This window comes from Citroniella saccharovorans, assembly GCF_035481615.1.
Classification (GTDB): domain Bacteria; phylum Bacillota; class Clostridia; order Tissierellales; family Peptoniphilaceae; genus Citroniella; species Citroniella saccharovorans.
This window is the reverse complement of the sequence record NZ_JAYKOT010000003.1, coordinates 505,581-531,004: the sequence shown is the minus strand read 5'-3', so window position 1 is coordinate 531,004 and position 25,424 is coordinate 505,581. Positions and strand designations below refer to the sequence as shown.

Sequence of the window (25,424 nt, the reverse complement as noted above, 5' to 3'; positions counted from 1 at the left end):
TAAAAAATGAAATAAATAAGTTAAGTAAATGCATTGTAATATCCTTCCGCCACTCGATCGAAATTATTTAAATCCTTTGTAATTTCTATATTTTTATATAGAGCTTTACTTAAAAGATTTTTAACCGACTCTCCTTGGTCATATCCAATTTCTAGTAGTAGATTAAACTCTTTAGAAAGGTCCCTTGACTCTATTATAATCTTTCTTATTAAATCTAGTCCACTACTTCCAGAGTAAAGGGCCCTATCGTCCTCGTAGGTTAACTCTTTTTGTAAACTCTTTTTAAGGTTTTTATCGATATAAGGTGGATTTGAAATAATTAAATCAAAATCTTTTTCTTTTAAATTTGAAAAAAGATCCGACTCTATAAATTTAATATTATCTACCTTGTGGTGCCTAGCATTTTTCTTTGCTAAATCTATAGCCTTTGGATTTATGTCAAGTCCTATAATTTCAGCATTTTTAAATTCTTTAGCTAGGGCTATTGCAATTAGTCCTGTGCCTGTTCCTATATCTAAAATCTTTTTAAATTCTTTTTTTAAATTTACTGCCCTATCTATCAAAATTTCAGTTTCAAATCTTGGAATAAGAACTCCTTCTTCCACAAAAAGCTCCAAGCCGTAAACCCACCACTTGCCTATTAAATATTGGAGTGGGTAGCCTTCTTTTCTTTTCTCTACAAGATTTTTAAGTTCTTTATATTCTTCTCCTGATAGGTTAAAGTTTCCTAAATAATATGAAGTTCTATCTATGTTAAAGATTTCCTCTAAGATTAGTCTTCTTTCGTTTTCCTCTAAATCTTCTAATAGGTCTTTTATTTCCATGTATCTAATTCACCATCTTCTGGAATTACTGCCTTTAATGCTTCTAAAGAAACTTCAAGCATCTCTAAGTCAGGTTCTTTAACTGTGGCAAGTTTTTGAACTAATAAACCAGGCTTTATAAGAATTCTACTAATAAATCCATCACTTTTTGCCAAAATTCTATTTACTTCATAACTTATACCTATAATTAGTGGCACAAGGAGTAGTCTTATAATAAGCCTTTTTAGTGGACTTTGCCAGCCAAAGAAAGACAAAACAAGTATTGAAATTAGCATAATAGAAAATAAAAAGCTTGTACCGCACCTTGGGTGTTCTTTGGGCTGTTTCTTTGCATTTTCAGCTGTAAGATCGAGTCCTTTTTCATAGGCAAATATTGCCTTATGCTCTGCCCCATGGTACATTAATATTCTTCTCATTTCTTTAGAAAATGAAAAAAGACTTACATAAATTAAAAACATAATAATTCTAAAAATACCTTCTATTAAATTCAATAAAAATATATTTTTAACTCTGCCCTTAATTAGCCCTGTTATTAGGTTTGGTATAAAAAAGAAGATTGCTAAACTTAGAAATATAGCAAAAAAGACTCATTAAAAAGTTTTGGACTTTTTCAGAGTTTTCTTTAAAAATTTTCTCAAATATTCCTTCTTTTTTCTCGTCATAAGTCTCATCTTCTATGAATGAAGCTGAGTAATTTAAGGCTTCTTGACCTAGAGAAATAGAATTTAACAGCATAAAAAAACCTCTAATAAAAGGAAGTTTTGAAAATTTGGAATTATATTTATTTTTTGTGTCAAAAACTTTAAGGGCTATCTCTCCATCACTTTTTCTAACTGCTATTGAGGATTTGAGTGGGCCTCTCATAAGTATGCCCTCTATGAGAGCCTGCCCTCCTATTGTAGTTTTTTTCATATATCCTCCTACAAAAATAAAAGGTTAGCACACTAAGCACTAACCTCCTCTAGAAGAAATTAATCTCTATTATATTTCTTCTTAAATCTTTCTACTCTACCACCACGTTCAGTGAATTTTTGACGTCCTGTATAGAATGGATGACATTCTGAGCAGATTTCAACCTTTAAATTTTCTTTTGTTGATCCAGTCTTAAAAGTATTTCCGCAAGCACATGTAACTGTTGCTTCGTGATATTCTGGATGAATTCCTTCTTTCATGCTTTTCACCTCGTTTTCTACATATCCTTTAATATTTAAATTAACTTTAATATTATAACATTTTTTTCTAACAACTGCAAGCTAAATATATTAGCTATATTTATTATAACATTAAAAGATAAATTTTAAAAGAACTTTTAAAATTTTAGCTTTCAAATAAATTACTTGTTAGAAATAGTGGGTCAGATGTAACATCTATTCCTAGTTTTCTAAAAACCTGTTCATCGTCGTTAGAAAGAATAACTGTTGAATGAGCTTGACAGCCCTTTAATTCTTTTAATTTACTCATAGCATATTGAGCTACAGGGTTTGTAACTGCACTTATGCTAAGGGCCATTAGAACTTCTTCAGCGTCTAGTGCAATTGTCCTAGATTTTAAAACATCTTTTTTTAGACTAATAATTGGCTCTAAAACGAGTGGAGAAATTAAGTGAATGTCGTCTTGAATTTCAGCCAATTCTTTTATTGCATTTAAGATAACTGCAGCGGACCCATTCATAAGTTTTGAAAATTTTCCATTTACAAATTTGCCTGAATTAAGCTCGATAGAAACAAGATTTGGATATTTTTTCTCTCCATCTTCTCCTATAAAACTTTCCTTTTCTTTTGCTAGATTTGCCATAAGGGCTACTTTTCTATCTTCTCCCTTAAGTCCAAGCTCTTCCATAATCATTTTCATTCTAGATACTACATCATTTTCTATAATTCCTTTTTTATAATCACATAGGGTATTGTAATATCTTCTAATAATTTCTTCTATGGAAGCTTTTTTTACAACTTCATCATCAATTATTCCATCTGCTACCTTGTTAACTCCCATATCTGTCGGAGATTTAAATGCACTTTCCCTTCCAGTAATTTTTTCTATAATTTTATTTAAGACTGGAAAAAGTTCTATGTCCCTGTTGTAGTTAACAGATGTTACTCCATAAGCTTCTAGGTGGTAGAAGTCAATCATATTGACATCTTTAAGGTCCACCGTTGCCGCCTCATAGGCAATATTTACAGGATGTTTTAAAGGTAAATTCCAAACTGGAAAAGTTTCATACTTAGAATATCCTGCAATCTTACCTCTTCTACTCTCATGGTAAAGCTGAGATAAGCAGGTTCCAAGCTTACCACTATTTGCACCTGGAGCTGTTACAATTACAATTGGTTTTTTTGTTTCTATATATGGGTTTTTCCCAAATCCTTCATCGCTAACAATTGTATCAACATCGGTTGGGTAACCTTTGGTAGGATAATGTTTATATACTTTTATCCCCCTTCTTTCAAGTTTATTTGAAAATACATTTGCAGATACTTGATTTTCGTACCTAGTAATTACTACAGAGTTTACTTCAAGCTTAAATGCTCTAAGGTCATCTATCATCCTAAGGACTTCAATATCGTATGTAATACCAAGGTCTTGTCTTGTTTTATTTCTTTCAAGGTCTCCAGCATAGACGCATATTATTATTTCTAGCTTATCTTTTATGCTCTTTAAAACCTTAATTTTGGCGTCTTCATCAAAGCCGGGTAAGACTCTCTTTGCATGGAGGTCGCCTATTAGTTTTCCTCCAAATTCAATATAGAGCTTATCGTAGTTGTTTACACGCTCTAGGATATATTTAGATTGTTCATTTAAATATTTTTCATGGTCAAATCCCAGTTTCATTTTCTATCTCCATTCCTATTATCTAAAGTATGATTTATATAAATATTTAAATATTAAAAATTTTAGTTTAAATAATATTCTATTAGTAAAATAATAAATATCAAGTAAAAAAGTCTCTAGTTTTTCATAAAAGAAAGAGTACTAGAGACTTAATTATACTTTTTAGTATTCTATCGTAGTCTTTAAAATCTCTATAAATTGTTTATTGCTTGAAGTTTTCTCTAGTGTTTCAAAAAAAGATTCCTGAATTTCTATATTTGTATTTTTAGAGAATTTTCTCCTAAGTTTTCTCATTATTTCCAATTCATCTTTTGATAGAAGGAGCTCTTCTCTTCTTGTCCCCGATTTAAAAATATCTATTGCAGGAAATATTCTTACATTTGAAAGCTCGCTATCTAAGTGGACTTCCATATTCCCAGTACCCTTAAATTCTTCAAAGATAACATCATCCATCCTAGAACCAGTATCAACTAGAGCGGTTGCAAGGATTGTAAGTGAGCCTAGGTTTTCAATTTTTCTAGCTGCACCAAAAAATCTTTTTGGTTTATAGAATGCTGCTGGATCAAGTCCTCCAGATAGGGTTCTACCACTAGGAGTTGTTGTTAAGTTGTAGGCTCTTGTAAGTCTAGTAATAGAATCTAAAAGGATCATAACATCCTTTCCATGTTCTACTAATCTTTTTTGCCCTATCTAAAACCATTTCGCTAACTTTTGTATGATTTGAAGGCAGCTGGTCAAAGGTTGATGCTATTACTTCGACATTATCTCCAACTACCTCTCTTTCCATATCTGTAACTTCTTCTGGCCTTTCGTCAATAAGTAGAATAAAAATTTGAATATCTTTGTAAGCCTTACAAACTGCGTTGGCTATGTTTTTTATTAGAGTAGTCTTACCTACTTTTGGTTTTGAAACAATAAGACCTCTTTGTCCTTTTCCTATTGGAGAAATTAGATCTACTATTCTACAAGTAAGGTTTTTGCTGCCATTTTCTAAAAGTATTCTCTCATTTGGATAGATTGGAGTAAGATTCTCAAATTCTTTTCTATTAATTGCAAATCCAGGACTATCGTCATTTACTGTAGATACAAATATAAGAGGAGAAAATTTCTCGGATTCCCTCTTTGTTCTAGTAAGTCCAGTAATAAAATCTCCATTTTTAAGTCTAAATCTTTTGATTTGAGTTGGAGAAACGTAAATATCATCATCTCCTGATTCAAATAAGTTGCTCCTTAAAAATCCAAATCCATCTGGAAGTATTTCTAATATACCAGAAACTTCGCTTGTGTTTTCTCCTTTTTTCTCTTTTTTACTACTTGTATTTTTTTCTTCATCAAGCAAGCTTTCATCCTCTAAAGAGTCTTTTTCTGAGTCCCCACCAGCAAATGATTTAGCTTTTAATATTTCACTTATAAGATCATCTTTCTTATATTTATAAATTTCATTTATGCCAAGTCCTTTTGCCAAACTCTTTAAATCTACTAGTTTTAATTTTTTTAAATCTTCAACTGTGTTTGGCATTAGTCCAATCTTCTAACCTTTACGTGATCGCTTTTTAGTGCATATTCAGGTTTTCTATCAAGGTTGTGGATAGCATCTATAAATCTAATTGTTCCAGTTTCAGCTCTCATAACAACAGAGTAGGTCTTTACTTTACCACCACTTAATTGTCTTACGCCCTTTAAGAAATCTCCATCTGTAACTCCTGTTGCAGCAAACATACAGTCTTTTCCCTTAACAAGATCATCTATATCAAGTACATGGTTAAGATCAGTTATTCCCATTTCGCTGCATCTTTTTGTTTCTTCTTCGTTACTTGGCATAAGTCTACCTTGGAAAACACCACCCATGGCTTTTATTGCTGCAGCAGCTATAACTCCTTCAGGAGCTCCACCTATTCCAACCATTAAGTCTATATTTGATTCATCCATGCAAGTTGAAATTGCTGTAGCGATATCTCCAGCACCAAACAATTTAATTCTTGCACCAGTTTCTCTTATCTTTTTTATTAATTCTTCGTGTCTTGGTCTATCTAAAACTGCAACTACAAGTTCAGATACATCTTTATTTAAGGCTTTTGAAAGTCTTCTAAGATTTACTTCTATAGGTAGATCAATATGAACTGCATCTACTGCTTTTGGACCAGCTGCAATTTTATCCATATACATATCTGGAGCATGAAGTAGGGTTCCTCTAGGAGCAGCTGCAATAACTGCTATAGCATTATTTTCTCCCTTTGCTACAAGGTCTGTTCCATCAACTGGGTCAACTGCTATGTCTACTTTTTCAGAAGCTTCGTCAGCTCTACCAACTTTTTCTCCAATATATAGCATAGGAGCTTCATCCATTTCTCCTTCTCCTATAACTACAATACCATCCATGTCTAAATCTTCTAGCATAGATCTCATTCCGTCAACTGCTGCTTGGTCAGCGCCATTTTTATCTCCCCTACCTTGATATGTAGATGATAAGATTGCAGCTGCTTCGGTTACTCTTACTAAGTTTATAGTTAAATTTCTATCCATTGTCTCACTCCTTAAATAAATTTGAAATAGAGAAATAGGGATCCTATTTCTCTATTTTGCTGTAAAATAATAGAAAAAATTATTGTAAAGTAAAATTGAATAAATTTTCCTTAATTTCACTTATGTTCTAGTAGTTATTTAACAGATTCCCAGTCCTTTAAAAATCTTTCAATGCCTGAATCTGTTAGAGGATGTTTTAACATTTTTTGGAAAACACCATAAGGAATTGTTGCTATATCTACACCAGTTTTAGCAACCTCAGTTACATGAAGCGGATGTCTTATGGAAGCTGCAATAACTTCAGTTTCTATACCATAGATATCAAAAATATCCATGATTTCTTGTATTAAATTTACTCCTTCATTTCCAATATCATCAAGTCTACCTAAAAATGGAGAGACAAATGTAGCTCCAGCCTTAGCAGCAAGTAGGGCTTGGTTGCTTGAGAAAATTAATGTAACATTTGTTTTAATTCCCTCTTTTGAAAGAACGCTTGTAGCTTTAAGACCTTCTTTTGTCATAGGGATTTTGATTGTGATATTTTTATGAATTTTTGCTAATTCTCTAGCTTCTTTTAACATTCCTTCAGAATCTTCTGAAATAACTTCTGCTGATATTGGACCATCTACAATAGAAGTAATTTCTTTAATAACTTCTTTAAAATCTCTTCCTTCTTTGGCAATAAGGGATGGGTTAGTTGTAACTCCATCTAAAATTCCCCAACTTGCTACTTCCCTAATCTCATCAACATTTGCAGTATCTATAAAAAATTTCATCTCTACTCCTTATTTAAATAAATTTATTTATCTTTTCCATTTGATCCAAAAATATGGATTTTTTTCTCTTACCTTTTCTTTGATTGCATCAAAGCCAGGTGCTAATATCTTTCTTGGATCATATCCCTTACCTTGTAGGTCTTTCTTTTCTTCAAAATATTTTCTAGTTGCCTCTTGGAAAACTAATTGGCATTCAGTGTTTACATTTATCTTAGATACTCCAAGAGAAATTGATTTTTTAATCATATCTTCTGGTATGCCTGTTCCTCCATGAAGAACAAGCGGCATATTTTTAGTCTTGTTTTTAATTTCTTCAAGAACTTCAAAATCAAGTCCCTTCCAATTTTCTGGATATCTACCATGTATATTTCCTATACCAGCAGCTAAAAAATCAATTCCAAGATCAGCAATTCTTTTACATTCATCAGGTGAAGCAAGCTCTCCAATTCCTTCAACTCCATCTTCTTCTCCAGAAATAGATCCAACTTCCGCTTCCACGCTTATGCCCTTAGAATGTGCTAGTTCAACAATTTCTTTTGTTTTTTCTATATTTTCATCTATATCATATTTTGATCCATCAAACATAACTGAAGTAAATCCTGCTTCAATAGCTTTTTTAGCTCCTTCAAAAGAGCCATGATCAAGATGAATAGAAACATCTACTGTAATATCAAGATCTTTTATCATGCCTTTAACCATGCCTACTACAGTATTATATCCTCCCATATACTTTGCAGCACCTTCGGATACTCCAAGTATAACTGGTGATTTTTCTTCTTCGCTGGTTAATAAAATGGCTTTTGTCCACTCTAAGTTGTTTATATTAAATTGTCCTACCGCATAGCCACCTTTAAAGGCTTCTTGTAACATTTTTTCAGCTGAAACTAACATAAATAACCTCCTAGTTTTAAAATATACTTTTATTATATCATAAATCTTATTTTTTTAAGTTATTCAAATAAGCAAAATTAATTTTTTTTATTTTAACATAAATAATTCCAGTTATTAAAATTAAAATATATGAAATTGATTCAAGAATTATTGAGTAGTAGGGAAATATTAATTTTAAAGACTCTCCTATTAAACTATAAAGGGCAAAAAATCCTGTAAATATAAAACCCATTTTTAAATCATCTTTAGCTAATGCTCCAATAAATAAAGCAAGGTAGCCCTTGCCAGCCGAAACTCCCCTAGAAAAAAAGCTCAATGTAACTAGGCTAAGATAAGATCCAGCTAAAGAGAAGAAAATAGATGAAATAATTTCTCCTATAAGTCTATATTTATCTTTATTAACTCCGCTTAAAGACAAAATATTACTAGTTGTTTTTACCAGTCTAAGTTTTATACCAAATCCAGTCTTTTTTAATAAATAATAGGAAAAAATAGGAAGAATAATTCCCAAATAAAAAAGAATACTTTTGTTAAAAAAAGAAAGATATATGTTATTTTCTAAAAATGGAAGAAGTATAGGTAATTTTAAATGGCTCGTTCCTGATAAAAGTCCCTTTTCTCCCGCTAAACTTTCCATAAGAAAACTTGTAAAACTTAAGGCAAAAACATTGAAAATAATGCCATAAATAATGTCATTTATTCTAAATTTTTCTATAATAATAAAAGAAATAGTAGCAAAAAAAGCACTAATTATTAGGCTTAAAAATATAGATAAGTAAACATTTTGTGTTTTAATTGCAAAAAAATTTGTAAAAAAGGCAGCTATGAGAAATTCTCCTTCTACAGAAACTCTAAATCTACCATAGTTTGAAGAAAAAATTACTCCACATACAAGAAATAATAAGGGGATCAATATTTCAAAAAATATATTTAAATTACTCATATTTTACTTCTCCCCTATTTCTAAAAATTAAAAGCCCAAATATAAAAATTGTTTCTAAAATAACTACTAATTCATAAGATAAATTACCTCTTCTTGAAAGTATAGAAAATGATAATTTAACTAAGGTAAATATAAAAGAGAATATAAGTGTTTGGATTGGTTTTTGCCTTGAAGTTATGGAGATTAAGGTGGCATCCCAAAATATAGATGGGTCTCTAACTTCAAGATTATTATAATTTTCTAATAAAAAAACGCCTGCCGAAAGAGCTGCAAATAAAGATGCTAAAAATACAGCTTTTTTATCCAAAATTCTTGGCTTAAAACCTAGTAAGCTTGCCATTTTCCTATTTTCTCCACTTATTAGAAGATTTTCTCCGTAGGAAGTATTTTTATAAATATAAATATATAAAGTAAATAATATCAGGCTTAGAATTATCCCGAGTGGAAAAGTGTTTTTAGTCATAAAAATTCTACTAGCCATAGCGGTTGAACTTTTGTCCCTAAGAAGTGAAAAATTAATAAAACTAACTAGGTACAAGGCAATATAATTTGTAATAAGGGAGCTAACTACAGTATCGATAGATAATTTTAAGTCTAAATAGTTTGAAAAGTATGATACTAAAAAGCTTACTGGTATAGATAAAGCTCCAGCTAATAAAAAGACTAATATAGGATTTGAAATTCTAATTGCAAAAATCGTGAAGAAAAGCTGTCCAATAAGAATTGATGAAGCTAGGGATAGGTTTATTTTCCCAGACATAGCTATAAAATTAAATCCTAGACTTAAGGATAATGTGAATGCAAATAAGCTGATAAACTCTATAAGGCTTGATTTTTTGAAAAATATTTCTAAAGTAATTCTTCCAAGAGGACTTATGAGAAAAAAAACTAGAAAAATAAAAAAGACTATTAATTTAAAATATTTCGTAAATCTGTCCTTCTTTATCAATTTTAATCCTCCTATACTTATATGCTTCTAAGTAGTTTTCATCAATCTTTATAAATTTAAGTCTATGATTTGACTTCATTATTTTTTCTAAAAATATTTTTTCGCTTTTTTCGTCAAGACCTCTTAAAGGATCTACTGCTAAAAGAATTTCTCCAAAAGATAAGGCTCTTTTAATAAGTAATTTTTGCATATTGCCGCCTGATAGAGTATGTAGGGCATCTTCTCTTTTCCCCTTTATATTAGAATCTTTTAAAATTTTAGAAACTTTGTCTAATCTTTCTTTATCTTTTATGTTAAAAATTCCCTTTGGTAAGAGGTTTACTGAAAGTGACCTTTCCTTAGCTAGAAGATCATTTCTATCTTCACTAATAATACTAATATCCTTAAATTTTCTAATAAGTCTTTTTACAAATTCTTCCTCTAACTCTTTACTATCTGCTCTAAAAACAAAGACTCCCTGATCCATTGGAATAGAGTCTAACTTCATGTAATTTGTTTTCTCAGTAAATTCTAAATCTTTATAATAGCCATTCTCTTTTTGAAGTTCTTTTTCCCTAAGTTTTCCTTTTGATAAAATAAAAACTCTATCCCATATATTTTCTAGTTCATAAAGTCTATGTGAAATAATGATAATTATTTTGTCTTTTTTTAATTTTTCTAATGCGGATAAAATATATTTTCTCTCAGCTTTTGTAAAAAGAGAAAAACTTTCATCAAATAGGAGAATTTTTTTCTCCTGATAAATCATCTTTACAATAATTAAAAGGGCTTTTTCTTTAAGTGTAAGATTATGAGTTTTTTTATTTAGGTCTAGGCTTAAATTTAAATCTTTTAAAATTTTTAAAACTTTTTCTTTTTCCTTAAGAAAATTGATCCATTTTTTATCTTTACTAATAATTATATTCTCTAGAATAGAAAGATTTTCTGATAAGCTGATCTCCTGCTGGCAAAGCCCAATGGAATTTTCTTTGTAATAGTCTTTAGAGATTTTCTTTTCTTGTCCATTAAAAACTACATCTATGTAATCAGCTTTTAACTCTCCTTCAAGTACTTTTACAAGTGTTGACTTTCCCTCTCCATTTTCTCCCATAATTACAGAAATTTCCCCGCTATTAAATTTTGCAGATAAATTATCCAGAACTAAATTTTCTTTGAAAGATTTGGATAGTTTTTTTATTTCTAATTCCATAAAACACCTCTTATAATATTATAATACTAAAGCTTTATAAAACAAGTAAATGTGGTACAATATATTTATATATTAAAAAAAGAAGGGATAAAATGGATAAAAATAAAGAAAGAAACTTAAGCTTACTTGCAGATTTTTATGAATTTACTATGGCTAATGGCTACTTAATGAAAAATATGGAGAATAAGGTTGCCTATTTTGACCTATTTTTTAGAAATATACCAGATAATGGAGGATTTGCAATTTGCTGCGGTCTAGAGTCCTGTATATCATATTTAAAAAATCTTTCATTTACTGAAGAAGATGTAAAATATTTTAAGTCGAAAAATATTTTTTCTGATAAATTCATTGACTTTATCAGAAATTTTAAACTAGAAGCTGATATATGGGCAGTACCAGAAGGATCTGTGGTATTTCCTGGTGAGCCACTAATTACAGTTAGGGCAAAATGCATAGAAGCACAAATTCTTGAAACTATGCTTTTACTTTTAATTAACCATCAGTCTTTGATCGCAACCAAAGCTTCTAGAATTGTTAGGGCTTCTAAGGGAAGAGCAGTTATGGAATTTGGTTCAAGAAGGGCTCAAGGAGCTGATGCAGCAAATTTTGGAGCTAGAAGTGCATATATTGCTGGGTGTATAGGTTCTGCTAATACTTTGGCTGATAGAGATTTTAAGGTTCCAGCACTAGGAACTATGGCACACTCATGGGTTCAAATGTTTGACTCAGAATTAGAAGCTTTTAAAGCTTACGCCGAAACTTTTCCAGATAGTACCGTGCTTTTAGTTGACACCTATGACACATTACGTTCAGGCGTTCCAAATGCAATTAAAACATTTGATGAAGTTTTAAAACCTATGGGAATTAGGCCAAAGGGAATAAGACTTGACTCTGGAGATATTGCCTACCTATCAAAGCAAGCTAGGAAAATGCTAGATGATGCTGGCTATGAAGATGTTCAAATAACAGCTTCCTCTTCTCTAGATGAATATAAAATAATGGATTTACTAATGCAAGGTGCTAAGCTTGACTCTTTTGGCGTTGGAGAAAGACTAATCACATCTAAAAGTTCACCAGTCTTTGGAGGTGTTTATAAGCTTGTAGCAACAGAAGAAGATGGTAAAATTGAAAATAAGATAAAAATTTCTGAAAATGTAGAAAAAATAACTACACCTGGTTTTAAAACTTTTTATAGACTATACGACAAAAATACAGGAAAGGCTGAAGCTGATTTAATAACCTTTAAAGATGAAAAAATAGACGATAGTAAGGATCTTGAAATATTTCACCCAATTCACACTTGGAAAAGAAAAACCATATCAAATTTTACAGCTAGAGAAATGATGGTAAAAATATTTGATAAGGGGAATTTAGTTTACAAGTTGCCTAGTCTTGAAGAAGTTAAAAAATATACTGAAAGTGAATTGGATAGTATGTGGGAAGAAGTTAAAAGATTTGAGTTTCCTCACCAATATATAGTAGACCTTAGTCAAAGTGTTTGGGATGAAAAGACTAAGATGCTAAATGAAAGAAATTATAAGAAAAAATATTAATATATTTTTAAAAAAATGGAGCCTAACATTATTTATGTAAGGCTCTAATTTTTTTGTAGTTTTTTGCGGAGAAATAATTTATTAATAACGCTAAAAATTATTATAATAAAATTCTTTTAGTATTTTGAAAAATAAAATCTATATCTAATATAAAACCTCCTTACTGGTTTATCCAGTAAAGAGGTTATTTTTCTAACTATTTTAATTTGTTTTAAGCTTCCTTATTTGCTTCTTCTATAACTTTTTGAGCAACAAATTCAGGTGCTTCTTCATATCTTTCAAATTCCATGGTGAAACTTCCTCTAGCAGCTGTCATAGACCTTAAGTCAATTGAGTATTCGAAAAGTTCCATGTGTGGAGCTTCTGCAATTACTTTTTGTTCGCCAGTTTCTAGCTGTTCCATGCCAAGAATTTTGCCTCTTCTCTTGTTCATATCTCCCATTACATCTCCCATATATTCGTCAGGAATTGTAACTTCAACCCTCATAATAGGCTCTAAAAGAATAGGACTCGCTTCTTGGAAGCCTTTTTTAAATGCTAATGAAGCAGCAATTTTAAATGCCATTTCATTCGAGTCAACAGGATGGTATGATCCATCATAAAGAGTTGCTTTTAAATTAACTACAGGGTATCCTGCAAGAGGTCCTTCTTCAAGTGCTTCTCTTATTCCCTTTTCAACTGCTGGGAAATAGTTCTTTGGAACTGAACCACCGAATACTTCTTCTGCAAATTCAAATTCTTCAGTAGATGGTTCAAATCTAATATGAACATCGCCATATTGACCTGCTCCACCTGATTGTTTTTTGTGCTTTCCTTGTACGTCACTCTTTCCTTTTATAGTTTCTCTAAAGGCAATTCTTAGAGGAATCTTTTCAACGCTAACCCCGTAGTCATTTTTAAGTTCTTCTATAGCAGCATCAAGCTGAACATTACCTTGACCACTTATTGTTAACTGTTTTGTTTCTGGATTTCTTGAGGACATAAAACTTGGATCTTCTTGAGATATTTTTTGAAGTGCAGGTCCAATTTTATCATCATCATTCTTGCTTACTGGCTTAATAGCATAAGTTAAAGTTGGCTTTGGAAGTTTTATTCTCTTATAAACAATGTTATTCTTAGCAGTTGTTAGTGTGTCTGAGGTTTCAGTTTCAACTAGTTTAGAAACTGCACCTATATCTCCAGCAACAATTTCATCAGTTTCAATTTGATTTTTTCCTCTAAGGAAGAATAGAGAGCCAAATTTCTCACTTATGCCTTTTGATGAATTATATAGAGTATCATCTTTTTTAAGCTTTCCACTTACTACCTTAAATATTGAAATTTTGCCAACAAATGGGTCAACAATTGTTTTGAATACAACAGCTGAGAATGGTTCGTTTGGATCTACACTAGCCTGTTCACCATCTTCTCTTCTAAAACCATTATGGGCTCTTTCGTCATTTGGACTTGGCATATATGAACATATTGTTTCAAGTAATATATCAAGACCTGCTCCTGTTTCACTTGATCCCGCAATAAGTGGAACTGCTGTACCTTCAAGTAGAGCAGATGTAACTCCCTTCATAAATTCCTCATGGGTGAAATTTTCTCCATTAAAGAATTTTTCCATGAATTCGTCGTCAGTTTCGGCAACAACTTCTGCAATTTCGTTATATACAACCTCAACTTCTTCTAATCTATTTTCTGGAATAGGAACTTCTTTTTTCTCAAATCCGTCATATTCGTAAGCTTTTTTATTTAATACATCAATAATTCCCTTAAATGACTCTCCTTCTCCAAGAGTTATAGTAAATGGAATAACTTTTTTACCGTAGTCTATATGAAGATCTGAAACTACCTTGTTAAAGTTTACATTTTCTTTTTCCATCTTATTTAGGAAAATAATTCTAGGTAGGGAGATTCTTTCACAATAATTCCAAACTTTTTCTGTTCCTACTTCTAGACCATTTTGAGCATCAATAACTATTAAAGCAGCTTCACTTGCTCTTAATGCTCCATAAATCTCACCACAATAGTCAAAATAACCTGGTGTATCAATTAAATTTATCTTAAGTCCATCATGTTCAATTGGAATAACGGATGTAGACATGGACATCTTTTTTAAAATTTCTTCATTTTTAAAGTCTGACATAGTGTTTCCGTCTTCAACCTTACCACGTCTTTTAATAGCTCCAGTTTCATATAATAGAGCTTCTACAAGTTGCGTCTTCCCAACTCCACTGTGTCCTACTAAAGCTAAGTTTCTAATTTTATCAGTCAAATATTTCTCCAAGGTTACAGCCTCCTTTTTTGTGTGAAATCATTTTCATATATAGTATAAAAAATACACCTTGCTAAATGAACATATTTTTTCACATCTTATTTAATAATTATATTATACATAAATTTAAACTAACTTTCAAGTAAATTGTAAAAACGATATCTTAAAATAAAAAAGGATGGATTTCAAAATAAAATCCATCCAAGTTAAATCAATTTTTATTAGATTATTCCTAAATCTTTTCCAGCTTTTTCAAAAGCGTCTACAGCTTTGTCAAGTTCTTCTTTTGTGTGAGCAGCGGAAATCATACATCTTACTCTACCTGTTCCTCTTGGTACAGTTGGGAATACTATTGCAGATCCAAATACTCCATATTCTCTTAATTTTCTAGAGAATTCCATACTCTTAGCTTCATCCCCAATAATAACAGGAGTGATAGGAGTTTCAGAGTGACCTGTGTTAAATCCAAGTTTACCTAATTTTTCTTTGAAATATTTTGCATTGTCCCAAAGTTTAACTTGAAGTTCATCTGTCTTTATAAGTTTTTCAACTGATGCTATACAAGCAGCAGTATCAGCAGGAGAAAGAGTAGTTGAGAATAGAACTGGTCTAGCTCTATGATTTAACCATTCATAAGCAGCTTCATTACAAGCAACATATCCACCCTTAACTCCAATTGCTTTTGATAAAGTACCAATAACAAAGTCAACTCTGCCATGTAGTCCATAATGGTCAACTGTTCCCCTACCATGAGAACCCATAACTCCTGAACCGTGAGCGTCATCAACATAAGTTAAAGCATTATATTTTTCAGCAAGTTCAACTATTTCAGGAAGTTTTGCAAGGTCACCGTCCATAGAGAATACACCATCTGTGATAATTAATGTGTTTTTATATTTACCCTCATTTTCTTTAAGAACTCTTTCAAGATCTTCCATATCACTATGTTTGAAAATAGCCTTGTCAGCCTTAGTCATTCTAATTCCGTCGATTATTGATGCGTGATTTAATTCATCTGAAATAATTAAATCGCCCTTTTCTGTAATTGCTTGAATAGTTCCTACATTACAATCATATCCTGATTGGAATATAAAAGCTCTTGGAGATTTTTTAAATTCTGCAAGTTTTTTTTCAAGTTCTTCGTGAAGATCCATATTACCTATAATTGTTCTAACAGCTCCTGCTCCAACGCCGTATTTATCAATTGCTTTTTTAGCTGCTTCTTTAAGGTCAGGATCATTAGCTAGTCCTAAGTAGTTGTTAGAAGAAAGATTTACCATTTCCTTGCCATCAAGAATAATGGTAGATGAATTTCTTCCATTAAGTACAGGAAGTTTACGATAAACTCCAGCTTCCTTTAATCCTTCAACTTTTTCCTTTAAAAAATCTAAATCATGAATACTCATTTTTATCTTCCTTTCTAAATTTTATTTTAATTTCTTTTCTAAGTTTTCTAACATATCTTTAGTCATTTTATCTAAATCATATTCTGGCTTCCAACCCCATTCTTCTCTAGCGCATGAATCATCAAGAGAGTTTGGCCAGCTTTCAGCTATAGCTTGTCTTACTGGATCAATATCATAGGAAAGTTTAAAATCAGGCATATATTTCTTAATAGACTCATCTAATAGTTCTGGAGTTAAGCTCATAGCTGTAATATTGAAAGCATTTCTATGAATTAGTTTACTTGGATCAGCTTCCATAATATCTACAACAGCTTTTAATGCATCTGGCATATAAAGCATATCCATTTGAGTTCCTTCGGCAATATAAGAAGCATAAGCCTTGTGTTTTATAGCTTCGTAGTAAATGTGTACAGCATAGTCTGTTGTTCCATTTCCTGGTAGAGTTTTATATGAAATAATACCTGGATATCTAACTCCTCTAGTATCTACTCCGAATCTTTTAAAGTAATAATCGCAAAGAATTTCTCCAGAAACTTTTGTAACCCCATACATTGTAGATGGTCTTTGAATTGTAGTTTGTGGAGTATTATCTAGTGGTGTTCCTTCTCCAAAAGCTGCTATAGATGATGGAACGAAAACCTTTAGATTTTCTTGTCTCGCTATTTCAAGAGTATTTATAACCCCATCAACATTTATCTTCCAAGTTGTTTGTGGAATTTGTTCTCCTCTTGCTGAAAGAATAGCTGCTAAATTTACTATTGTATCAGGCTTAAACTCTTTAACTAGCTCATACATTCTATCTCCATCAGTAACATCAAGTTTTTCAAAACGAATATCTTCAATTGCTTCAATGTTTTTTTCTGATCTATTTGTAGCTAGAATATTTTCTCTACCATAAATATCGCCTAGGTAAAGAGCAAGTTCTGTTCCGATTTGGCCAAGGGCCCCTGTCATTAAAATCCTTTTCATAGAATCTTCCTTTCTCTAAATGTTTAATCTTTACAATTTTATTATACAATAAGAAAAAACTTTTTACAAATTATTGATTTGCTAAAATCATTAGAATATCAATTATTATTAAATAAATTATAAAAATTATGCAAACATATTTTTGAAATAAATAGCAAAATATCACCTAATACTTTATTCTACTAGTATGGAGTTTAATTTTCATAATTAAATAATAAATAAATTTTCTTTTAATAAAAAAATAAAAAATCTCCAGGTAAAAAAACCTGGAGATTAATTAAATTTAACTATCTTAAAATAGATCTTGCGTGATGATTTTCTATCATTGAATAAAATGATTCGGCTCTTACTTCTTTTTTACCAATAACATAAGGGTCAAGGATAGTTAAATAAGTGTTTTCATCTTCATCTACCCTACAACCAGATATAACTAGATAGTGCCCTTTCATTGAGTAAGCCCAATTACCTTTTAAAAAGGCTTCACTAGTAGAAATATCTGCTATTATTGGTTTCTTTTCATCTAGTGCTCCCATTACATTTTCCATAAAGTGATATAGAGAATCTAAGGAAACAAGTTCATACTTTGCCTTGTTTTGATAGTGGTTTATAGCTTTTTCCATTTCTTCTAAGTTCGTTCCATTTGAGTCAGTTTTCATAAATTTAGCGTAGGTTTCTTGATTATTTACTGGACCTAAAAAATAATCAATAACCATCTCAATACTTGCTGGTCCACCAAAATCAATAGTCTTTTGCATATATACAGGAAGGTCAAGCTGTTTGTTATATCCTACATATCCTTCAGCTACATAAATCATCTTGTCATGCTTATAAAAATCTGGACCATTACCAGCAAATCCTTCATCAGGAGATATATCTCCATTTACTTCTTCATCAGCTCTTTGTATAATATTTCCCTTTTCATCTAAAATATTTCCATCTTTATCTACCATATTTCCATATTCATCAATCTCATGCCAAAAGTGATATTCTTTGTCTCTACTATAGAAATCGCTAGGATTACCTGCAAATCCTTCATCAGGAGATATATCTCCATTCACTTCTTCATCGGCTCTTTGTATAATATTTCCCTTTTCATCTAAAATATTTCCATCTTTATCTACCATATTTCCATATTCATCATACTCATGCCAAAAGTCATATTCTTTGTCTCTACTATAGAAATCGCTAGGATTACCTGCAAATCCTTCATCAGGAGATATATCTCCATTTACTTCTTCAGTAGCTTTAGAATTTACCACATTTAATATGAGCAGTATTGCAACTAATAAACTTAATATTTTTTTCATATCTAAATTCCTCCTTACTCTATTTTTATATATTTTCCATCCCCAGCATCAAAGACTAAATCTTCACCAATGATATTGATATAACTGAAAGTATCCCCAATATATTTTGCTAGATAATATATAGAATTATCTTTGTAGTCCAATAATATTAAATTTTCACCCTCTTCTTTTAGTAATATATAATCCTTATCTTTTCTTTTTAGTTTTTTCACTCCGATAACTCTATTAATAAAAATATCATCACTTTTGTAGAATTCCTTAAAATTTTTATCATATAGTCTAATTGTAGTCTTATTATCGTCATACATCCTATCATGAGTAAATATCATGTCATCTATAGTATAAAAACTGTCAATAGGATCAATATCAAAACTATTTGAATCTTTTAAATTTTCATCTAAAAAAACTAGTTCATTTTTCTTTGGTTTATCTGTAGTTAAGCTTTGATTTTCATAGGTTGAAATTTGATAAATTGGTTTAGCTTGATATTCTGAAATAAATGTAACATACTCTCCGCTACAAACGCCCTTATCTGATACATTAAAATCTGATTCTTTAATACTTGTAACTTCTCCACTATCTAAATTATAATAAGAAAATATAGATTTGCCATCTAAGCTTATAGTTGAAAAATAAAGTCTACTACCTATACAAGAAGAAAATGGTTCTATAAACATAATATTTTTAACAAGTGTCTCTTCATTGATATTCTTATTTTTATCTATTTCTCTTAGGATAAGGTCACATCTATTGCTATCATCTTTACTGTTATCAGTATATATTAAATATAATTTATCATTATAATAGAATAATTCTTTAGAATATGATGGTATTTCTTCAAAAAAGGTATGAGATAGATTAACGCTTTTATTTTTATCATTTTTTACTAAAAGTCCTAAAGTCTCAGACATAGCTGAATAGTTGATATCAAAAGACTTGAAAAAATTTAAAATTTCATCCTTTTCTCCCTTCATATTTTCTAGTGTCTTTTCCATTGATAAATCTGTTTTTTCACTAGTATCATTGTGCTGAATTACGTGACTTTCTCCTTTTGAACTATCAAGCGGCATCGTCCTCTTGTTGCAAGATGTAAGTATAGAAATTATAGCAAGTGCTAGATATATTTTTTTCATAAAATCACCTTTCTATAATGTTTAGTATAATTAATATATAATAATAAGGGGTTATCTATTAATTAATTATTGTGTACTTTAATTACTTTAGTGAACAATGGAACTGTTCCAGTGATCACTTACTGCTTTATAAAGTACTTGATAAGTTTTTAAAGTTTTACCTACCTTCCAAGGATCATTGACATGTCCAGTAAATCTTTCAGAGTTATTATCATAATAAATGCTCCTTACTACTATATAATGACCTTGTGTGGAGTATGCCCATTGTCCACTATTATATAGAGATGCTGTATTAATATTGGCAATAAAGGGTGCATCATTTCTGATACTATAATAAGCTTTGTCAATCATCGCTTGAAAGTTATCAACTCTTCTAATATCATAATGATATACACCTTGATAATTATTTAGAGCTCTAGCAATTTGAGTAATATCTGTTCCATCAGTTGTTGTCCCCATAAATGAAGCATAGGTTTCTTGATTATATACAGATCCTCTATATTTATCAATAATCATCTCAACGCAAGCTGGACCACACCAATAATTCGTCTTTTGCATATACATCGGAACTTCAATAACTTTATTAAAAGTTTCTGGAACATAAGTTGGTCTTATCTCATTGTTGTTTTGTTCTATAAGTTCTGAGGCGTCTAATTCTTTGTCTTTACTATAAAAATCAATTGGATTACCTAAAAAACCTTCATCTGGTGTTATATCTCCTTTTATCTCATTTTCTGATCCAAATACAAATGAATTAAAAGAAAATATTGAAATAAAAACAACTAAAAATGTTAGCATTTTATATTTTTTTCATATTTACCTCCACTTTTATAACCCTTATTATAATCAAATATTATCATCTTTATCTTATTAATATTATACCACGAATTATTAGTCTTTATATTACAATTTCATAACAGTTTCATTACAATTTCGTTACAATTTAAAATAATATATCTTACATATTAATATTATATTTTTTATCACAATAATTTGCTTGTAATTTAAAAAGGATTAATTTCTAGATATTTTAGAAACTAATCCTTTTTAAGCTTAAAATTTATTTATTTTTGTATTCTTTAACATCTTTTGCTTTTGTTCCAATAGGAAAATAGTCAGTCTTATTTAATTTAAGTATCTTATTTAGTGTATTTTCAGTAGCTTGCTTAATATAATATTCTTTCTTTAATAGATTTCCTCTAACTAATATCTTTAAAAGATTATCTCTACTTTTGCTAATAGTGCTGATATAATATAATTTCTTTATATTTTTATTTGAAAGAAATATATTTAATCCATTAAAATAGATAAAATCTTTTTTTGTAAATCCCTGATTAATAATAAGTGTAAATGTTAGAAATACAAAAGAAAATATAAATACCCACCTAATTAATCCAACATTTAATCTTATTCCAACTAATATAAGTACAATTCCCAAAATAAAAAAAGCAACTTTCATTTTAATATCAGGAACCATAAATACCTCAATATCCCTACCTTGTTTTAGATTTAATAAGGCTGCACTTATAAAAATAAGTGCAAGTATAACAAATATAATCTCTCCCATTTTTTTCTCCTAGTTAAATAATTTTTAGCTCTGGCTTGTTTGTGAATTCATTAAGTTTAGATAAAGCTAATTTCTTTTGATAATTTTCACCTTCCTTATTATTTAAAGCCTTCTCAATAAGTTTCTCCTGATATAATTTCAGCTTAGATAAAAAGTAAAATCCCTCTGCTATATCATTTTGTTTGAAAAATATGTCTTTTTTAGCTAGACTAAAATACTCGTAAGCTTTCTTATGATTTTCTTCTATTGAATTTATTATACTTAATAAATATATTATCTCGCATGGTATTTTTGCTGATTTTACATTTTCAAAGTTAGCTAAAATCTTATCTAATATTTCTTTGCTTTTATTAAATTTACCTTCCAATAGAAAAGTTCTGGATAAATTAAATTGAATATATATTTTAAAGATAAATAAATTATCTATTTCATATCTTTCTTCTTTTTCTATATTTTCTATATTACTAATAGCTTGAGAAAAATACTCTCTACTTTCTAAAAGTTTATTTTTAGCAAGATTAATTTCTCCAAGTAAAATTAGTGTATGGATGTAGTAAAGCATATTCTTTTTATCTAATTCTAAATAGGACTTGTACATATTATTACATTCAAAAGCAAGATCTAAGGCATCATCAAGTTTACCATTTCTAAATTTGGAAATTGATAAAAGAAGTATTAGATGTCCGATATTCTCATAACTATCTAATTTTCTTGAGAGATTTTTTGATTTTTCAAGTAGGCTTTCTGCAAGTTCTGTATCATTTTCTTTTAATAAGTGTAAACTAAATTCCAAATTGGATAGTAACTCCAAGTTTTCTTTAGAGTTTAATTTGCTTTCTAAAATTACATTTTTTATAAGTTTAATCCCTAAATCACTATTTCCCCTAAGTAGATAACTAGCTTTTAAAAAATTAAATTCAAGCTGCAAATCATATATTACAGCTAAATTTTTATTTCTCAACTTAAAAATTAAGTTTTCTGTATCCTTAATAAATTTATCTATATTAAAATTATTATTAATTGTAAAAAGACCAATATCAAAATCGGTTTTGGTCCTCAAGCAATAATTTTATTAATCTCAGTAGCTGGAGCCCTTGGAGATGCCGGTTCTCCTGCTTCAGATTCAACTCTTGGACCTACATCTGGATTAAATGCAGATGGACAACACGATCATATTTGGGATACCTGCGTTCCTACATTTATTGCTTTTAACATACCTTTATTAATTGGTGGAGTTATAGGTGCTTTAATTTTAGGATAATTTAGTTTATAATATAACTAGATTCACAAATTTTTTTATAAAATGGAGGAAATGAATAAAATAATGGAAAAAGTAATTTTAACTGGAGAAGACTTAACTTTAGAAGAAGTTGTAAGTGTAGCTAGATTTAACACACCTGTGGAAATTAGCCCAGAATCTTTAGAAAAAGTTGTAGCTTCAAGAAAAGTAGCTGAAGATATTATCGAAAGTGAAAGAGTTGTATATGGCCTTAACACTGGTTTTGGTTCACTTGCAAAAGTTTCAATTAGTAAGGAAGATACCGCTCAACTTCAAGAAAACCTTATCAGATCACATGCTGTAGGATATGGTGATCCACTTGAAGAAGATGAAGTTAGAGCAATGATCTTAATAAGAGTAAATTCACTTATAAAGGGAGTTTCTGCTATTAGAAAGGAAACTATAGAAACTTTACTTGAAATGTTAAATAAGGGTGTAGTTCCTTATATTCCTGAAAAAGGATCAATTGGAGCATCTGGAGACCTTTGTCCATTAAGCCACATGGTTCTACCAATGCTTGGTTTAGGATATGCTTTCTATGAAGGAGAACTTCTTGATGGTAAAGATGCTATGGAAAGAGCTGGAATTGCAACTATAAAACTTGCGGCAAAAGAAGGTCTTGCTTTAAATAATGGTACTACTTGTTTAACAGCAATTGGAGCACTTGCAACTTACGATGCTATGAGATTAAGCAAACTTGCAGATATAGCTGGTGCATTATCTCTAGAAGCTCATAGAGGAATTATCGATGCTTTCTATGAAAAACTTCACTCTATAAGACCTCACACTGGAAATCTAAAAACTGCTGAAAATATTAGAAATTTAACAGAAGGTTCAACACTAACATCTCATACAGCTGAAATTAGAGTACAAGATGCTTATACTCTAAGATGTATTCCACAAGTTCATGGAACTTGCAAAGATACTTTAAATTATGTTAGAAGTAAAGTTGATATAGAAATTAATTCAGCTACTGATAACCCAATAGTATTTTCAGATGGACAAGTTATATCTGGAGGAAACTTCCATGGAGAACCAATGGCACAACCATTCGATTTCCTAGGTATTGGCGCTGCTGAACTTGGAAATATATCAGAAAGAAGAGTTGAAAGATTAGTTAATTCACAGCTAAGTGATTTCCCTTCATTCCTAGTTAAGAAACCTGGATTAAACTCAGGATTTATGATCACTCAATATAGCTGTGCAGCTTTAGTTTCTGAAAATAAAGTTTTAGCTCATCCTGCATCTGTTGACTCAATTACATCTTGTGAAAATCAAGAAGACTTTGTATCAATGGGAACTATAGCAGCTAGACATGCTAAACAAATTGTAAGTAACTCTACTCGTGTTATCGCTACAGAAATATTAGCTGCTTGTCAAGCAATTGACTTTAGAAAAGAAATGAATCCAGATTTAAAATTAGGAAAAGGAACTCAAAAGGCATATGATCTTGTAAGAGAATCTATTCCATTTATTGATGATGATAAAAACTTTGAACTTTTCAATGTATTAGAAGATATTACTGAACTAGTAGTTTATGGAGATTTCTTAGAAGAAGTTGAAAGCGTAACTAAGCTTAACTAAGATAAATATTTTTGAGCAGGCCCCTCGCCTGCTCTTTTTTTATTTTAAATTATTTCTAATTAGCTTTTTTTAGAATACTTTATAATTTATAATCCTAATTCCTAGCCTTCCTTATTTAATAATTTATACTTAAAATGATCTATAAGAAATGCCCCAAGTGGAGCTGTAGTTAAAATAGCTAAAACTGAAATTGTAAGCATAATTTTTCCATTCTTAAGTCCCATAGCAAGAGGAACTGATCCTATAGCTGCTTGAACTGTCGCTTTAGGAATATATGCCATAATTGTAAATAATTTTTCTTTTAAATTTAATTTTGATCCGATCAGTAATGTAAAAACTCCCAAACTTCTAAAAATAAGTCCAATGAATATTATGATAAGACCAGTTAATCCAAATTCTTTTAAGGATCCTATTTGAACAGAAGAGCCTACTAGGACAAACAAAAACATTTCAGCCGCTAGCCAAAGCTTATCAAAAACTAGGGAAAGATTTATTGCATCATCAAGGCTTTTTAGTCTTATTATTATGCCCATAGCCATGATTCCTATTAGTGAGGCAAAAGGTATAAATTCTTGTCCAAATTCTATAAAATTTAGAAAAAATGCTGCAACAAATATAATAATTGTTTTATTAGTTAGACTGAGTTTAATATTATTAAATAAAGTGGAAAGAAAATATCCTACGACAAGACCTACAATTAGTGCTAAAATAATAGAAATTGGAATTTCTATAAATTTATAAATTGAAATATTCTCCCCCATACCTAAAGATATAAAACTTGAAAAAAGTACAATTACAAATACGTCATCTAGGGAAGCACCCGATAAAATCATCTCTGGAATTTGCTTATCAGTTCCAAGTTTTTCATCAATTAAAATAATCATTCTTGGTACAACTACTGCTGGTGATACTGCAGCTATAATTGAACCTAGTATAAGAGAATCAATTCTTGAAAAGCCAAGTAGTATTGGACCAAAAATAAAGAATGCAAGAATTTCAAAACTCGCTGGAAGAAAAGACATTAATAAGGCTTCTTTTCCAACCTTTCTTAAGTTATTTAAATCTAGTTTTAAACCTGCTCTAATTATTATAATAATTAAAGCTATTCTTCTTAACTCATTTGAAATATCAAGTACTTTTGAATCAAGTAGATTTAGACTATAGGGCCCTATTATTATACCAGCTATAATCATTCCAAATAAAGCTGGTAGTTTAAACTTTTTTGATATAAATCCAAAAATAAGTCCAGAAAAAAAGTATTATTCCAAAACCTTCTAACATAATTACCTCCATAAAAAAAAGCTGATGAATCTACGCAAAATAAACGTAGAAGTCATCAGCAAAATTGCGGTTTAAGTTAAACTTAGGGAGAACTTCATTCCCACTAAATTATAATAATTAAATTATAAGTTGTCAATTATTTTAATTATTAAATCAAAAGT

21 protein-coding genes, 2 pseudogenes and 1 riboswitch are annotated in these 25,424 nt (G+C 30.2%); of the genes and pseudogenes, 3 read left to right on the top strand and 20 right to left on the bottom strand.

The features are described from left to right. Positions 1-20: 20 nt before the first annotated feature. The 11 genes and pseudogenes from prmC to VLK81_RS05000 all read right to left on the bottom strand — a co-directional run bounded on the left by prmC (position 21) and on the right by VLK81_RS05000 (position 10,924). Positions 21-824 carry a peptide chain release factor N(5)-glutamine methyltransferase gene (prmC, locus tag VLK81_RS05050; protein ID WP_324619580.1) on the bottom strand — a complete coding sequence of 268 codons (804 nt, stop codon included), beginning with the start codon at positions 822-824 and terminating at the stop codon, positions 21-23. Then, positions 815-1,559 (bottom strand): annotated as a pseudogene (locus VLK81_RS05045) (DUF1385 domain-containing protein). The gene prmC and the pseudogene VLK81_RS05045 overlap by 10 nt, the downstream one beginning before the upstream one ends. Before the next feature lie 236 nt (positions 1,560-1,795). Next, a complete protein-coding gene (gene rpmE, locus VLK81_RS05040) occupies positions 1,796-1,996 on the bottom strand; it encodes a 50S ribosomal protein L31 (RefSeq protein ID WP_324619579.1) in 201 nt (66 codons plus the stop codon). Between the two features lie 145 nt (positions 1,997-2,141). Next, positions 2,142-3,653: a DUF1846 domain-containing protein gene (locus tag VLK81_RS05035; protein ID WP_324619578.1), complete on the bottom strand. Its 1,512-nt coding sequence runs from the start codon at positions 3,651-3,653 to the stop codon at positions 2,142-2,144. Positions 3,654-3,815: 162 nt separating this feature from the next. After that, positions 3,816-5,172, bottom strand: a pseudogene (gene rho / locus VLK81_RS05030) (transcription termination factor Rho). Continuing rightward, positions 5,172-6,176: a class II fructose-bisphosphatase gene (gene glpX / locus VLK81_RS05025; protein WP_324619577.1), complete on the bottom strand. Its 1,005-nt coding sequence runs from the start codon at positions 6,174-6,176 to the stop codon at positions 5,172-5,174. Before glpX ends, rho begins: the two are co-directional and overlap by 1 nt. 134 nt (positions 6,177-6,310) lie before the next feature. Continuing rightward, on the bottom strand, positions 6,311-6,952 hold the full coding sequence (gene fsa / locus VLK81_RS05020; RefSeq protein WP_324619576.1) for a fructose-6-phosphate aldolase: 642 nt from the start codon (positions 6,950-6,952) through the stop codon (positions 6,311-6,313). A 27-nt stretch (positions 6,953-6,979) separates the two neighbouring features. After that, positions 6,980-7,843, bottom strand: a complete 864-nt coding sequence (gene fba / locus VLK81_RS05015) for a class II fructose-1,6-bisphosphate aldolase (RefSeq protein WP_324619575.1) — start codon at positions 7,841-7,843, stop codon at positions 6,980-6,982. Positions 7,844-7,889: 46 nt separating this feature from the next. Next, positions 7,890-8,786, bottom strand: a complete 897-nt coding sequence (locus VLK81_RS05010; RefSeq protein WP_324619574.1) for an ABC transporter permease subunit — start codon at positions 8,784-8,786, stop codon at positions 7,890-7,892. After that, the gene (locus VLK81_RS05005; RefSeq protein WP_324619573.1) at positions 8,779-9,735 is read right to left on the bottom strand and encodes an ABC transporter permease subunit; all 957 of its coding nucleotides are present in this window, start codon (positions 9,733-9,735) and stop codon (positions 8,779-8,781) included. The genes VLK81_RS05010 and VLK81_RS05005 overlap by 8 nt, the downstream gene beginning before the upstream one ends. After that, on the bottom strand, positions 9,701-10,924 hold the full coding sequence (locus tag VLK81_RS05000; RefSeq protein WP_324619572.1) for an ATP-binding cassette domain-containing protein: 1,224 nt from the start codon (positions 10,922-10,924) through the stop codon (positions 9,701-9,703). Before VLK81_RS05000 ends, VLK81_RS05005 begins: the two co-directional genes overlap by 35 nt. Positions 10,925-11,016: 92 nt before the next feature. On the opposite strand from VLK81_RS05000, the gene VLK81_RS04995 reads away from it, so the two are divergent. Then, entirely contained in the window at positions 11,017-12,477 is a 1,461-nt protein-coding gene (locus VLK81_RS04995; RefSeq protein WP_324619571.1) for a nicotinate phosphoribosyltransferase, read from the top strand. Positions 12,478-12,688: 211 nt separating this feature from the next. Here the strand turns inward: VLK81_RS04995 and fusA are convergent, their stop codons facing one another. From fusA to VLK81_RS04955, 8 genes are all read right to left on the bottom strand, one after another. Then, positions 12,689-14,749, bottom strand: coding sequence for an elongation factor G (gene fusA / locus VLK81_RS04990; protein ID WP_324619570.1), 2,061 nt, complete (start codon positions 14,747-14,749; stop codon positions 12,689-12,691). A gap of 209 nt (positions 14,750-14,958) precedes the next feature. Continuing rightward, entirely contained in the window at positions 14,959-16,143 is a 1,185-nt protein-coding gene (locus tag VLK81_RS04985) for a glycine C-acetyltransferase (protein WP_324619569.1), read from the bottom strand. A gap of 21 nt (positions 16,144-16,164) precedes the next feature. Continuing rightward, positions 16,165-17,112 carry an NAD-dependent epimerase/dehydratase family protein gene (locus VLK81_RS04980; protein WP_324619568.1) on the bottom strand — a complete coding sequence of 316 codons (948 nt, stop codon included), beginning with the start codon at positions 17,110-17,112 and terminating at the stop codon, positions 16,165-16,167. Between the two features lie 287 nt (positions 17,113-17,399). Beyond that, positions 17,400-18,419, bottom strand: a complete 1,020-nt coding sequence (locus VLK81_RS04975) for a C39 family peptidase (protein ID WP_324619567.1) — start codon at positions 18,417-18,419, stop codon at positions 17,400-17,402. 14 nt (positions 18,420-18,433) lie between these two features. Continuing rightward, positions 18,434-19,552, bottom strand: a complete 1,119-nt coding sequence (locus VLK81_RS04970) for a hypothetical protein (protein ID WP_324619566.1) — start codon at positions 19,550-19,552, stop codon at positions 18,434-18,436. Positions 19,553-19,639: 87 nt separating this feature from the next. Next, positions 19,640-20,350 carry a C39 family peptidase gene (locus VLK81_RS04965; protein ID WP_324619565.1) on the bottom strand — a complete coding sequence of 237 codons (711 nt, stop codon included), beginning with the start codon at positions 20,348-20,350 and terminating at the stop codon, positions 19,640-19,642. A 262-nt stretch (positions 20,351-20,612) separates the two neighbouring features. After that, a complete protein-coding gene (locus tag VLK81_RS04960) occupies positions 20,613-21,119 on the bottom strand; it encodes a hypothetical protein (RefSeq protein ID WP_324619564.1) in 507 nt (168 codons plus the stop codon). Between the two features lie 13 nt (positions 21,120-21,132). Further along, a complete protein-coding gene (locus tag VLK81_RS04955; RefSeq protein ID WP_324619563.1) occupies positions 21,133-22,179 on the bottom strand; it encodes a hypothetical protein in 1,047 nt (348 codons plus the stop codon). Between VLK81_RS04955 and VLK81_RS04950 the strand changes: the two genes are divergently transcribed. Together VLK81_RS04950 and hutH are read left to right on the top strand one after the other, a co-directional pair. Continuing rightward, a complete protein-coding gene (locus VLK81_RS04950) occupies positions 22,102-22,380 on the top strand; it encodes a Na+/H+ antiporter NhaC family protein (RefSeq protein ID WP_324620468.1) in 279 nt (92 codons plus the stop codon). The two genes, VLK81_RS04955 and VLK81_RS04950, sit on opposite strands and share 78 nt — an antisense overlap. A 63-nt stretch (positions 22,381-22,443) precedes the next feature. Then, positions 22,444-23,982, top strand: a complete 1,539-nt coding sequence (hutH, locus tag VLK81_RS04945; RefSeq protein WP_324619562.1) for a histidine ammonia-lyase — start codon at positions 22,444-22,446, stop codon at positions 23,980-23,982. A gap of 101 nt (positions 23,983-24,083) precedes the next feature. On the opposite strand, the gene VLK81_RS04940 is transcribed toward hutH, so the two are convergent. Next, positions 24,084-25,175, bottom strand: a complete 1,092-nt coding sequence (locus tag VLK81_RS04940) for a cation:proton antiporter domain-containing protein (protein ID WP_324619561.1) — start codon at positions 25,173-25,175, stop codon at positions 24,084-24,086. A 127-nt stretch (positions 25,176-25,302) separates the two neighbouring features. Then, positions 25,303-25,374: riboswitch (Fluoride riboswitch) on the bottom strand. Positions 25,375-25,424 lie beyond the last annotated feature (50 nt).

What these genes read in the sequence shown, in the direction of transcription:
- VLK81_RS04980 (WP_324619568.1), bottom strand. Translation starts at nt 17,112, where the DNA reads ATGAAAAGGATTTTAATGACAGGGGCCCTTGGCCAAATCGGAACAGAA.
- VLK81_RS04960 (WP_324619564.1), bottom strand. Translation starts at nt 21,119, where the DNA reads ATGGGAGAGATTATATTTGTTATACTTGCACTTATTTTTATAAGTGCA.
- VLK81_RS04985 (WP_324619569.1), bottom strand. Translation starts at nt 16,143, where the DNA reads ATGAGTATTCATGATTTAGATTTTTTAAAGGAAAAAGTTGAAGGATTA.
- VLK81_RS04965 (WP_324619565.1), bottom strand. Translation starts at nt 20,350, where the DNA reads ATGCTAACATTTTTAGTTGTTTTTATTTCAATATTTTCTTTTAATTCA.
- fsa (WP_324619576.1), bottom strand. Translation starts at nt 6,952, where the DNA reads ATGAAATTTTTTATAGATACTGCAAATGTTGATGAGATTAGGGAAGTA.
- VLK81_RS04970 (WP_324619566.1), bottom strand. Translation starts at nt 19,552, where the DNA reads ATGAAAAAAATATATCTAGCACTTGCTATAATTTCTATACTTACATCT.
- VLK81_RS05010 (WP_324619574.1), bottom strand. Translation starts at nt 8,786, where the DNA reads ATGAGTAATTTAAATATATTTTTTGAAATATTGATCCCCTTATTATTT.
- hutH (WP_324619562.1), top strand. Translation starts at nt 22,444, where the DNA reads ATGGAAAAAGTAATTTTAACTGGAGAAGACTTAACTTTAGAAGAAGTT.
- VLK81_RS05000 (WP_324619572.1), bottom strand. Translation starts at nt 10,924, where the DNA reads ATGGAATTAGAAATAAAAAAACTATCCAAATCTTTCAAAGAAAATTTA.
- fba (WP_324619575.1), bottom strand. Translation starts at nt 7,843, where the DNA reads ATGTTAGTTTCAGCTGAAAAAATGTTACAAGAAGCCTTTAAAGGTGGC.
- glpX (WP_324619577.1), bottom strand. Translation starts at nt 6,176, where the DNA reads ATGGATAGAAATTTAACTATAAACTTAGTAAGAGTAACCGAAGCAGCT.
- VLK81_RS04975 (WP_324619567.1), bottom strand. Translation starts at nt 18,419, where the DNA reads ATGAAAAAAATATTAAGTTTATTAGTTGCAATACTGCTCATATTAAAT.
- prmC (WP_324619580.1), bottom strand. Translation starts at nt 824, where the DNA reads ATGGAAATAAAAGACCTATTAGAAGATTTAGAGGAAAACGAAAGAAGA.
- VLK81_RS04940 (WP_324619561.1), bottom strand. Translation starts at nt 25,175, where the DNA reads ATGATTATAGCTGGTATAATAATAGGGCCCTATAGTCTAAATCTACTT.
- rpmE (WP_324619579.1), bottom strand. Translation starts at nt 1,996, where the DNA reads ATGAAAGAAGGAATTCATCCAGAATATCACGAAGCAACAGTTACATGT.
- VLK81_RS04995 (WP_324619571.1), top strand. Translation starts at nt 11,017, where the DNA reads ATGGATAAAAATAAAGAAAGAAACTTAAGCTTACTTGCAGATTTTTAT.
- VLK81_RS05035 (WP_324619578.1), bottom strand. Translation starts at nt 3,653, where the DNA reads ATGAAACTGGGATTTGACCATGAAAAATATTTAAATGAACAATCTAAA.